The organism is Enterocloster sp. HCN-30185 (assembly GCF_037890305.1).
Lineage (GTDB): Bacteria > Bacillota > Clostridia > Lachnospirales > Lachnospiraceae > Enterocloster.
Window position 1 is genome coordinate 265,650 of sequence record NZ_JBBKBT010000001.1, and the last position, 12,040, is coordinate 277,689.

Here is a 12,040-nt window from a genome sequence, read left to right on the forward strand (position 1 = left end):
TTACTCCCTTCTATTATTCGTCTTCACCATCATCTGTATAAGCGTCATACAGATCATCTGTGTCATTTCCAGCAGACTCGGAAGCCGATTCTACGCTTACAAATTCATTATCCTTGATCTCCTGCTCCTGATAACCGTAGGAAGCAAGGGATTCCTGATCGTTAAAGCGGCGGTCGCCCTCTAACATGGCGCGCAGCTCGGTATCACCGTAGTCGATATTTTCGGTCATCTCAACTTCGGTTCCATCCTCTCTCTGTACCTGTACATCCAGGCCCAGAGACTGCATTTCCTTAAGAAGTACCTTAAAGGATTCGGGGATACCCGGCTCAGGAATATTCTCGCCCTTGATGATAGCTTCGTAGGTCTTCACACGGCCTACTACATCATCGGACTTTACAGTCATGATTTCCTGCAGGGTGTAGGATGCACCATATGCCTCCAGAGCCCAAACCTCCATCTCTCCGAAACGCTGTCCGCCGAACTGAGCTTTACCGCCCAGAGGCTGCTGTGTAACCAGGGAGTATGGGCCAGTAGAACGTGCATGGATCTTATCGTCTACCAGGTGATGCAGCTTCAGGTAATGCATGTGTCCAATGGTAACGGCTCCATCAAAATACTCTCCGGTACGTCCATCTCTTAAGCGGACCTTTCCGTCTCTGCCAATGGGTACGCCCTTCCACAGCTCTCTGTGCGCTCTGTTCTCAGACAGATACCCGATTGCCTCCGGAACAAGCTGTTCTTTATAAAGCTGCTCAAAGGTTTCTCCATTCCATGGCTGTCCGGAAGGCGTCTCTGTGACACCGTCCTTTTCCCATTCTGCTTTCTCTGCCTCGTCAAAGGGCAGGTTTACATAGTGGTTTGCCAGCTCCAGGGTATCCTGTATATCATTCTCGTTTGCGCCGTCGAAGATCGGTGTGGAAACGTTAAAGCCAAGTGCTCTTGCGGCAAGGCTTAAGTGGATCTCAAGCACCTGTCCGATGTTCATACGGGAAGGCACGCCCAGAGGATTCAGTACAATATCAAGAGGACGGCCATTTGGCAGGAAAGGCATATCCTCTACAGGAAGCACGCGGGAAACAACACCCTTATTACCATGACGTCCAGCCATCTTATCACCTACAGAAATCTTACGTTTCTGAGCGATATAGATACGTACCGTCTGATTTACTCCCGGTGAAAGCTCATCGCCGTTTTCTCTTGTAAATACCTTTGCATCTACAATAATTCCATATGCTCCGTGAGGTACCTTTAAGGAGGTATCACGGACTTCTCTTGCCTTCTCACCGAAGATCGCACGCAGGAGACGTTCTTCTGCTGTCAGTTCAGTTTCTCCCTTTGGAGTAACCTTTCCTACCAGAATATCTCCGGCACGAACCTCAGCACCGATACGGATAATACCACGTTCATCCAGATCCTTTAATGCATCCTCGCCTACACCGGGAACATCTCTGGTGATTTCTTCCGGTCCCAGCTTGGTGTCACGGGCCTCCGCCTCATACTCTTCGATATGAATAGAGGTATATACGTCATCCTGAACCAGACGCTCGGAAAGCAGAACCGCATCCTCGTAGTTGTAGCCTTCCCAGGTCATAAAACCGATCAGCGGGTTCTTTCCAAGGGCAATCTCGCCGTTGGAAGTAGAAGGACCATCTGCGATCACCTCGCCGGCCTCTACATGATCATTCTTATATACGATCGGCTTCTGGTTGTAGCAGTTGCTCTGGTTACTTCTCTTGAACTTTGTCAAATGGTATACATCTCTGTTTCCATCGGAATCTCTCTTGATAATGATCTCGTTGGAAGCGGAGCGTTCTACCACACCGGCATTCTTTGCCACTACGCAGACACCGGAGTCAACGGCAGCCTTTGCCTCAATACCGGTACCTACTACAGGAGCCTCTGTACTCAACAGCGGCACGGCCTGACGCTGCATGTTGGATCCCATCAGAGCACGGTTTGCGTCATCGTTCTGAAGGAATGGGATCATAGCAGTAGCCACGGAGAATACCATCTTCGGGGATACGTCCATCAGGTCAATGGTTCGCTTCTGGAACTCGGAGGTTTCTGTCTGGAAACGTCCGGATACGTTATTGTGAACGAAATGTCCCTCTTCATCCAGAGCCTCGTTCGCCTGTGCCACGATAAAGTTGTCCTCTTCATCTGCAGTCAGGTATACTACATCATCGGTGACTCTTGGATTGGCAGGATCAGCGGTCTTATCTACTACGCGGTAAGGCGCTTCGATAAAGCCGTACTGGTTTACTCTCGCATAGCTTGCCAGAGAGTTGATCAGACCGATGTTGGGACCCTCAGGAGTCTCGATGGGGCACATACGGCCATAGTGTGTATAGTGAACATCTCGCACCTCGAATCCGGCACGGTCTCTTGACAAACCGCCAGGACCCAGGGCGGAAAGACGTCTCTTATGGGTCAGTTCAGCCAGAGGGTTGTTCTGATCCATAAACTGTGACAGCTGGGAGCTTCCAAAGAACTCCTTTACAGCAGCCGTTACAGGCTTGATATTGATCAGGGACTGCGGTGTGATGCCGTCTACGTCCTGAGTAGTCATACGCTCTCTTACCACACGCTCCATACGTGACAGACCAATGCGATACTGGTTCTGGAGCAGCTCGCCTACGGCACGGATACGGCGGTTGCCAAGATGGTCGATATCATCAGCCGTTCCCACTTCCTCTTCCAGATGCATATTGTAGTTGATGGAAGCAATGATATCTTCCTTTGTGATATGCTTTGGAATCAGATCGTGGATATTCTTTCGAATTTCTTCCTTTAAAAGCTCCTCATCCGAACCTGCTTTTTCCAGAATAGCAGACAGCACAGGGTAGTATACTAATTCTGTAACGCCAACCTCCTCCGGATCGAAGGAAACATGAGCGTCAAGCTCAACCATCATATTGGAAAGAACCTTCTGCTTTCTGTTTGGTCCTTCTACCCATACGAAGGGAACGCCGGAGTTCTGCAGACGCATCGCAGACTCCTTATCAAGCTTTGTGCCTGCCTCGGCTAAAATCTCACCTGTCTCCTCATTCACCACATCCTCAGCCAGAACCTGGCCATTGAGGCGGAACTTAAAGGACAGCTTCTTATTAAATTTATAACGTCCCACCTTTGCCAGATCATATCTTCTGGGATCAAAGAACATACTGTTGAGCAGGCTCTCCGCGCTGTCAACGGATAACGGCTCACCGGGACGGATCTTCTTGTACAGCTCTAACAGACCGTCCTGATAGTTATCGGAGGTATCCTTTCCGAAGCTGGCAAGAAGCTTTGGCTCTTCGCCGAACAGTTCTAAAATCTCTGCATTGGTGCCGAAGCCCAGAGCACGGATCAGCACGGTAACAGGAACCTTACGGGTTCTGTCCACGCGGACATAAAATACATCGTTGGAGTCTGTCTCGTACTCCAGCCATGCGCCGCGGTTGGGGATCACAGTACATGTATATAACTCCTTACCCACCTTATCGTGACCAATGCCATAGTAGATACCAGGGGAACGCACAAGCTGGCTGACAATAACACGTTCTGCACCGTTGATAACGAAGGAGCCCGTGTCTGTCATCAGAGGCAGATCTCCCATGAATATCTCATGTTCGTTCATCTCATCTTTATCTTTATTGTACAGTCTAACCTTTACCTTAAGTGGTGCCGCGTAAGTGGCATCGCGTTCCTTACACTCTTCGATGGTGTACTTGACATCATCCTTACATAATGTAAAGTCAACGAATTCCAGGCTCAGATGTCCTGCGAAGTCAGTGATCGGAGAGATGTCATCAAATGCTTCCTTCAGTCCTTCGTCTAAGAACCACTGATAGGAGTCTTTCTGAATCTCGATCAGGTTTGGCATCTGAAGGACTTCCTTCTGCCTTGAATAGCTCATTCTTACGCTTTTCCCGGCCGGTACCGGACGTATTCTGCTTTTCTCCATTGACGTTTCACCCCTGTTTTCTAATTTGGTTGCAATATCCCGTCCGGCTGGAGAATGCGCATCTCTTCCAGCACTCCGGGCCATTACTGTCGTTCTCGGTAATCGGGCGCCGCAGAATGGGCGCAAAAAGCCCACGTCGCCACAATAGTGCACACTCCATAATAACATAGGGACGTCAAGGTGTCAAGAATTTTTTCTTGCTTTTTTCTTACAAAAATGATATACTGTTATAGAATGTCTTCTGGCAGGTATGACAGGTTTTTACTGCAAAGGAGAAGGAAATTATTTACAGTCTGGAGGTATACCGATATGGTACAAACCATTCTAAATGTATTGCTGATACTTCTGGCGATCGCTGCAATCGTACTTGTGATCCTCTATTTTCTGGGAAGCAAGCTGCAGAAGCGTCAGGCAGAGCAGCAGCAGATGTTGGATGCTGCTGCACAGACCGTATCCATCCTGGTCATTGATAAAAAGAAGCTCAAGCTCACACAGTCCGGGCTTCCCAAGATGGTAGTGGACCAGACGCCCAAGTATATGCGCTGGGCCAAAGTTCCCGTTGTAAAAGCAAAGATCGGTCCCAAGGTGATGACTCTGATCGCCGACGCAGGAGTATTTGAGTCTCTTCCTGTAAAGACAGAGGCAAAAGTAGTCTTAAGCGGTATCTACATTACACAGATCAAAAGCGTTCGGGGAGGTGCCATCCCTGCTCCTCCAAAGAAAAAGGGATTTTTTGCAAGATTTAAAAAGAACAAGCAGTAATTCAAAAGCAGCCGGTATCTGAAGGTTTCAGACGCCGGCTGCTTTTATATTTCTTTTTTATGTTTCTGTTTTATCCAGACAGAACTATGCTGTACATGACTGCACATCCACGCAGATACGGCAGTCCGACATATGCTCATAGTTAATGTCCAGGGAATAATCTACATTGACCTTTATGCTGTTCTCCTGCTCTTCCACATAAAAGTGATTGGCCTGAATGCCGATCACCAGATTGCCCACAGGAGTGCTGTAGCAGGAAAGGTTCTTTTTATTCTTTTCAAACAGCATACGGCTGTTCGTAACACCCTTTTTTATAATATCCATGGAAGAAGGGGAAATTTTAATGACATTTTTCACCCGCTCCTCCGCTCCTTCCAGTATCTCTTCATAAAGGATATAATGCTTTCCGTTTTTCTGATAATAATCCCCGCGGATAATCATTTCCACATCGTTATCCTCATGATCCAGAGTATGAACACCACGGATGGTAATCAGTACATCTTTTGTCATGCCGTTCTCCTCCTTCTTTTATACCGGCTGTATCGTTTAAGCAAACCGTTTCAGGCCGTGCTCCAGAAGCATGTCTACCAGCTGCTCCTTGCCGATTCCTCTGGCCTCCCACAGCATGGGGTACATACTGATAGCAGTGAATCCGGGCATGGTGTTGATTTCATTAAATACCACTTCTCCATCTTCTTTTACGAAAAAGTCCACTCTGGACAAGCCGTAGCCGTCTACCGCCTTAAAAATGGCCGCCGCCGCCCTGCGGATCTTCTCCGCAGCGTCTCCCGGAAGCTCAGGGTCTGTCACTGTCTTTGATTCTGCGTTGTAATACTTTGCGTCAAAATCATAAAAATCTGCCGCAGCCAGGATTTCACCCACGCCGGAAGCCTTCACTTCCTCGCTTCCTCCTCCGAATACAGCACACTCCACTTCACGGCCCACGATCATCTCTTCTACCAGGATCTTGCGGTCATGGCAGGCTGCCTCTGTAAGTCCGGCCTCCAGCTCCTCCCGGTTATCCGCCTTGCTCACTCCCTTGGAAGAGCCTGCGTTGGAGGGTTTGATAAATACAGGATAGGCGAAGCGGCCTTCAATGCGGTTTACCACCTTGTTCATATCCTCAAGCTGCTCCTTCATCACCGGCACATAGGCCGCCTGCCTGATCCCCAGCTCATCTACAATGATCTTTGTATAAAGCTTATCCATGGAAACAGCGGATGCCAGTACTCCGCAGCCCACATACGGTATCTTTGCCAGCTCCAAAAGTCCCTGGATCGTGCCGTCCTCTCCGCAAAGGCCATGAAGAACCGGGAATACCACATCCAGCTTCACCTCTGTCATTGTCCCATTCTCCATAAACAGGGCGCACTTCTTCTCTGCATCCGGAAGGATTGCAGCAGAAACCGTTCCCTTTCTCCAGGACTCATCCCTGATTGCCTGGACAGAGTCCACCTTCAACCACTTTCCCTCCTGTGTAATTCCGATCAGAATCAGGTTATATTTATCTGTATTGATACGGTCAATCACATTGGCAGCCGACATACAGGACACAACGTGCTCCGAAGACTGCCCGCCGAAAATAACCGCTGCTGTTTTCTTTTCCATCGTCATTTTCACTCCTATTCCATCTTTCTGCCCCACAGGGCGTATACAGTATAGCATATGTGGAGATAAATAGAAATACCCCAAAACAATCAGGACGGCGGGAAACCAGAACCAAAAACCTGCGTCAAGCTCGCTTGTAAGCAGGTTTTCGGTTCTGGTCTCCCATCGGAGGGATCTCCGATGCTTCTTGTCCGGCCCAGCCGGACAAGAAGACCCCGCCGTCCGCAGCTTTCGCGACCTAAATCAGCTTTCGCGACCCAAATCAGCGATCGCGACCCAAAAATCCAAGAAAGGAGCCCCCAACGCCCTATGAAAAAACACCCTTCCTATTTTTTCCCATTCCCAATCTTCCACATCCTCCCCATCCTCCTTCTAACCCCCTTCCTGCTCCTGGCCTCCGCCCGCACCATCTCCCAGGAAACCATGGCCGCCAGAATCGCCCCGGACATCCTCCGTTTCCATGTTCTGGCCGAAAGCAACTCTCCAAAAGACCAATCCCTTAAGCTTGGCGTCCGCGATATCCTTTTAAGCCACATCCAGACACACGCCCCCAAAAACGCCACCAAGCCCCAACTGGCCCACTGGATCCTCCAGCAAAAAAACACCCTCACCCAGACCGCCGAAAGCTGGCTTACATCCCAGGGCTCCCCAGCCCCTGTATCCCTTACTCTGACCAAAGACTATTTCCCCACAAAAACCTACGGCGAAGCCTCCTTCCCCTGCGGCGTCTATGATGCCGTCCGGATTACCATAGGAAATGGAAAAGGACGCAACTGGTGGTGCGTCCTCTATCCCAGTCTCTGCCTTACCGATTCTTCCGCAAAAACTGTTCCCGAATCCTCGAAAAAAGAACTGGCAGAACATATGGCCCCTGATGATTACGAAACCATTTTCAATGAGCCTCCCAAAGTAGAGATCCGTTTCCGTCTCCTGGAACTTCTCACCCCAAAAAAGGACTGACCATCTCCCGGTCAGTCCCTCCCTGCATACAAAATCCTACTTTTTCTGATGATCCAGCATCTCCCTGAGCGCCTCGTCGCTCTCATCGATCCAGACGTCCTCTTCCTCTTCATTCAGCCCCAGATACTTTGCCAGCGTCCGCTCGTCATCACTGTTGTTCCAACGGCTGATGTACCGGTCGATTTCTTCAAACTCGATTTCCCCTGCCAGATAACGCTCCTTAAAATTCTTCTCTTCCATATTTTACCTTCTCCCGCGGACAGGAAGAACATTTTCCTCCTGCTCCTTAATATTTTTCGAAACAGTAATCTCCTGATTATCAATATGCTCTCTGGCAGCCATCCTGGCCTCAGCCAGATTTCTCACCTTTAAGGCGCTTAAAATATGCTCATGCTCCACCATCAGCACCTGGCGCTTATCTGCATCCTTTATATATTCCAGACGGTAGCGGTACATCTGCTCTCTCAGGTTATTTAACATCTGCACCAGCTTTTCATTTCCCGTACTCTGGTAGATCACATCATGAAATGCTTCATCACTCTCTGCCATCTCCATAGGACTTCCGCTGCGGATCGCCCTGCAGAAATTCTCCTGGCACTGCTCCAGCCTGCGCAGATCCTCCGCTTCCATACGCTCGCAGGCCAGTTCAATCGCCAGCTCCTCCAGAGAACGGCGCACCTCCAGTACATCCCTCAGACTTTTTTCCGAGATTTTAGCCACTTCCGCTCCCTTTCGCGGGATCATAAGCACTAGTCCCTCAAGCTCCAGCTTCCGGATGGCTTCACGGATCGGAGTACGGCTCACCCCCAGCTTCTCAGCCAGCTGGATCTCCATAAGCCTCTCTCCCGGAGCCAGTTCCCCCTTTAAGATCGCCTGGCGCAGCGTATTAAACACCACGTCCCGAAGCGGAAGATACTCGTTCATATTTACCTTAAAATTATTGTCCATCATAATACTCTCCCCTGTGTTTTACCGCAGTCTGCCGGCTGCGCCTTGATTCATGTTATAAAAATTGGTAAGGTAAACCTGCTTTGCCAGATCTATCCCTTCCCCATACCGAAGCGCCTCGTATGCCTTTCTGGCTGAAGACGGATTGGAAAACAGACCGAATACAGTAGGCCCGCTTCCGCTCATCATAGCATTGATGGCCCCATATTCCTTCATCAGTTCCTCAATCTGTCCGATCACCGGATAGCGGCCCGCCGTTACCAGTTCAAGAACATTTCCAAACCTTCCTGCCACCTCATAGAGATCCCTTTTTCGGATTGCCTCCACCATTCCGTCAATATCAGGATGATCCTCAGGCCTCAGCGTCCTGGCATCCAGCATTTCATATACGGTTTTTGTGGAAACGCTGATCCCCGGCTTTGCGATCAGCACCTGGCACTGAGGCATGGATGGCAGACGGGTAAGTTTTTCACCGATTCCTTCCGAAAGGGCCGTTCCCCTCATGATGCAGTAAGGTATATCTGCTCCCAGCTTCACCCCCCGCTCCATCAGCTGTGAGGTTGTAAGCCCCAGTCCAAACATCCGGTTTACGCCGTAAAGCACGGATGCAGCATCAGTACTTCCTCCTGCCATCCCCGCTGATACAGGGATAAACTTTCTTAAGCGGATCGAAAGTCCTTCCTCAATACCAAATTCATCAAACAGCAGAGCCGCGGCCCGGTAAGCCAGATTCTGCTCATTGGACGGCAGATAAAAAAGATTAGTTTCCAAACGGATTCCCGGCTCCGCTGTCCGGTACAGGTCAATCCTGTCATGGAGGCCCACTGTCTGCATGATCATGCGCACCTCATGGTATCCGTCCGGCTTTCTGCCCAGCACATCCAGAGCCAGATTGATCTTTCCGAATGCTTTTAAGCGTAAATGCGAAATCATTCTCCCCGCTCCCCTTTTTCTCTTTCTCGTTTATATGTCTGTTTTTATAATACATAACATTGTATACATGAAAATGCAAGGATTTTCAATATAAAAAATAAACAAAAAGTAATACTTACGAAAAAAGAGACGCCCATTTTCCAGACGTCTCCCATTTTTAATACTGTATATTCTTCTGCCGTATCAGATTAAACTGTATAATCCCTGTATTAAAATACTCATTTGCATATACAAGCGGCCTGTCCCGATCACTGTAATTTAATGTTTTAAGATACAGATAAGGTCTGGAACCCAGCTCCTTGACGGAAACGTATCCTTTCAGGCCCGGAATATCCGCCGGGTCTGCCGTATCGATCTCCACCTTGTCCCACTGGGCCTTTTCCCCGGAAAGGTCATAAATGTATCTGTAAATGGAATCCTCATAATGTGAAAACATCTCAAAGGATTCCTCTCCCCCGATCAGATCCATGCTAAAATAATCACGGCAGTAGGCGCAGATCTGATCATCTGCCAGAAACAGCTTTTCAGCAACAACGAGCTGTTTATCTGGCTGCATCTGTAAAAGAGAGCAGATTTCTTCCTCTCTTTTTATTTTCCGGATCTTCAAAAGACGGACTGAAGGCGTATATCCGCTTTTTTGGATCATCTGCGTAAGCTCCATACAGGGGCTGAAGGTAACCTTGATATCCAGAGAATCCACATTTACAAAGGTTCCCCGCCCCTGACGCCTGAAAATGATTCCCTCTGAGGCCAGGTCATTTAAGGCCTGGCGGATGGTGATCCGGCTTACGCCCAGCATTTCTGACAGAGCCTCCTCTCTTGGAAGCTTATTGTCCCTTTTCAGATCCATTTCTTCTATATATTGAAGGATCGCCTCCTTCGCCTGCCCTGACAATGGTTTTATGCGTAATTTCTGAGTCGCCAAGGTGATTCCTCTCTTTCCTGTTTCCGATGTGCTTAAACATACATTCTAACTAAGATGATAGAAGAATCACTTTTTTTTGTCAAGAAATACAGTATATCATTTACGAAAGGCTTTTTTTCCATTGAGAAGCAGATTTAAAAGAATCGCGCTGATGCTTACCATAAATAAGCCGTTGCTGAGGATCATCTGAAGTGTTCCGAGAATATTTACAAACGCATCGGATGCGAATGCTGCACCTACGCCGATGGCAATACTGGTTCCCACGATTTTAAAATTATTATCCTTTGAGAAATCCAGTCTGGAAAGCATGGAAATTCCCGATGAAGTGATCACTCCGAACAAGGCCAGGGTAGCTCCTCCCAGCACACACTTGGGAACCGCTGTAAATACCGCAGAAATCTTTGGGAAAATTCCTGCCAGTATGATCATGATCCCTGCGGTCGTTATGACCGAACGGCTCTTTATCTTTGTTAAACCGATCAAACTCACATTTTCATTAAACATGGTAGATGGGACGGAATTAAATGCTCCTGTGATCATCTGAGCTACTGCCTGCCCGCGGATCCCCCGCTCCTTAATCTCATTTTCTGTTTCCACATCTGCAATTTCATCCATCACGGAAAATACGCCGATGCACTGGATCATATTGATAATGCAGAAAATCGTCATAAGGAAAATAGGCCACAGCTTAAATTCCGGCACTCCGTAAGCAAAAGGCTGAACCGGCTGGAATATCTCTGCCTGCGCAATGGAAGCAATATCCACCATATGTAAAAAACATCCTGCAGCCGTTCCTGCGGTAATACCAAGAAGCAATGACATACTTTTCCAGATGCCTTTTCCATACTTGTCCACCAGCAGTATAAATATAAGCACTGCCAGACCCAGGATGAGATTTTCGACGGAGCCAAAGCCTGCGTTTCCCTCTCCCCCCGCCAGATCCCTCAGCGCGGTAGGCGCCAAAGTAATTCCAATCAGTGTTACAAAGGTTCCCACAACTACCTGCGGGAAAAGCTTTAAAATCTTATCCATGAAAAAGGATAAAAGAAAAATCACCGCACCGGAGGCAATTACTGAACCAAACAAAGCCGCCATCCCATATTCCTTACCGATCAGGATCATGGGACTTAAGGGTGCAAAGGACGACCCCAGAACAATCGGGTATCTGGATCCTGCCAGCTTTCCGATCCCCAGCACCTGGATCAGGATCGCAATGCCGCTTGTAAAGAAATTGGCTGAGACAAGAAAGGCTGTTTCCTTTTCATTCAATCCCAAAGCTCCTGCCAGTATCAGCGGAACTGCAATGGTTCCAGGGCACATGGTAAGCACATGCTGAAACCCCACTAACAGCATCCTGCCCCATCCCACTTTTTCGTCAAAACTCTCCTTTTTCATACCCACTCCTTACTGAATACTAATTCCAGTATCCCTCATGTACCTTTGCCGCTTCTACCTCTACTGCCTCTACCGGTCCGATGACCTTTATATCCTTCTGTCCTCTGGCGAACACCTCGCGGCACGGAAGATCAAAGGTGGGATTCTGTTCATTGCTTCCCGTAAGCTCCAACAGCCTTCTTTCTGTCATGCCGTAAACAACCCTTCCGATATTAGCCCAGTAAATCGCTCCCGCACACATCGCACAGGGCTCCGCAGTGGTATATAAGGTACAGTCCCATAAAAACTCTCTGGAATACTCATGGGAAGCCCTGGCTGCAAGGGTTGCCTCTGCATGGCCGGTGCAGATTTTTTCTGTAATCTCAATATTCCCCTGCTCCATGATGATTTCCCCATCCTTGTTTACCAGCAGCGCTCCAAAGGGAGTATTACCGGCCGCTCTTGCCTCCTTTGAAATCTCGATCGCTCTCCTTAAATAAAATTCATGGCTCTGATACATCGTTCCCTCTCCTTTTCAAAGTATTAAGTAATAGGTATTACCTTTTGTGTTTTTACTATAGCAC

Annotated in this window: 11 protein-coding genes; 2 read left to right on the plus strand and 9 right to left on the minus strand. The window is 48.5% G+C overall.

Translation table 11 applies throughout. The annotated features are described in order from the left end of the window. Window positions 1–13 precede the first annotated feature (13 nt). Window positions 14–3,946 carry a DNA-directed RNA polymerase subunit beta gene (gene rpoB / locus WKT10_RS01175; RefSeq protein WP_296036301.1) on the minus strand — a complete coding sequence of 1,311 codons (3,933 nt, stop codon included), beginning with the start codon at window positions 3,944–3,946 and terminating at the stop codon, window positions 14–16. A gap of 309 nt (window positions 3,947–4,255) precedes the next feature. Between rpoB and WKT10_RS01180 the strand changes: the two genes are divergently transcribed. Then, complete coding sequence (locus WKT10_RS01180) at window positions 4,256–4,708, plus strand: hypothetical protein (protein WP_337434254.1); 453 nt, start codon at window positions 4,256–4,258, stop codon at window positions 4,706–4,708. Window positions 4,709–4,792: 84 nt separating this feature from the next. Here the strand turns inward: WKT10_RS01180 and WKT10_RS01185 are convergent, their stop codons facing one another. Together WKT10_RS01185 and WKT10_RS01190 are read right to left on the minus strand one after the other, a co-directional pair. Continuing rightward, window positions 4,793–5,218 (minus strand): DUF1934 domain-containing protein, encoded by a 426-nt coding sequence (locus WKT10_RS01185; RefSeq protein ID WP_337434253.1) that lies wholly within the window; start codon window positions 5,216–5,218, stop codon window positions 4,793–4,795. A 36-nt stretch (window positions 5,219–5,254) separates the two neighbouring features. Then, on the minus strand, window positions 5,255–6,316 hold the full coding sequence (locus WKT10_RS01190) for a D-alanine--D-alanine ligase family protein (RefSeq protein ID WP_066544691.1): 1,062 nt from the start codon (window positions 6,314–6,316) through the stop codon (window positions 5,255–5,257). Between the two features lie 309 nt (window positions 6,317–6,625). Between WKT10_RS01190 and WKT10_RS01195 the strand changes: the two genes are divergently transcribed. Then, the gene (locus WKT10_RS01195) at window positions 6,626–7,276 is read left to right on the plus strand and encodes a stage II sporulation protein R (protein ID WP_081422846.1); all 651 of its coding nucleotides are present in this window, start codon (window positions 6,626–6,628) and stop codon (window positions 7,274–7,276) included. A gap of 36 nt (window positions 7,277–7,312) precedes the next feature. On the opposite strand, the gene WKT10_RS01200 is transcribed toward WKT10_RS01195, so the two are convergent. The 6 genes from WKT10_RS01200 to WKT10_RS01225 form a co-directional block, all read right to left on the minus strand. After that, window positions 7,313–7,516, minus strand: coding sequence for a hypothetical protein (locus WKT10_RS01200; RefSeq protein WP_317439270.1), 204 nt, complete (start codon window positions 7,514–7,516; stop codon window positions 7,313–7,315). Between the two features lie 3 nt (window positions 7,517–7,519). Continuing rightward, complete coding sequence (locus tag WKT10_RS01205) at window positions 7,520–8,224, minus strand: GntR family transcriptional regulator (RefSeq protein ID WP_066545276.1); 705 nt, start codon at window positions 8,222–8,224, stop codon at window positions 7,520–7,522. A gap of 21 nt (window positions 8,225–8,245) precedes the next feature. Next, a complete protein-coding gene (gene ispE / locus WKT10_RS01210; protein WP_066544694.1) occupies window positions 8,246–9,157 on the minus strand; it encodes a 4-(cytidine 5'-diphospho)-2-C-methyl-D-erythritol kinase in 912 nt (303 codons plus the stop codon). Window positions 9,158–9,314: 157 nt separating this feature from the next. Next, window positions 9,315–10,082, minus strand: coding sequence for a GntR family transcriptional regulator (locus WKT10_RS01215; protein ID WP_340274901.1), 768 nt, complete (start codon window positions 10,080–10,082; stop codon window positions 9,315–9,317). 96 nt (window positions 10,083–10,178) lie between these two features. Then, complete coding sequence (locus tag WKT10_RS01220; protein WP_340274903.1) at window positions 10,179–11,477, minus strand: uracil-xanthine permease family protein; 1,299 nt, start codon at window positions 11,475–11,477, stop codon at window positions 10,179–10,181. A 19-nt stretch (window positions 11,478–11,496) separates the two neighbouring features. Beyond that, entirely contained in the window at window positions 11,497–11,976 is a 480-nt protein-coding gene (locus WKT10_RS01225; RefSeq protein ID WP_066544700.1) for a nucleoside deaminase, read from the minus strand. Window positions 11,977–12,040: the final 64 nt, after the last annotated feature.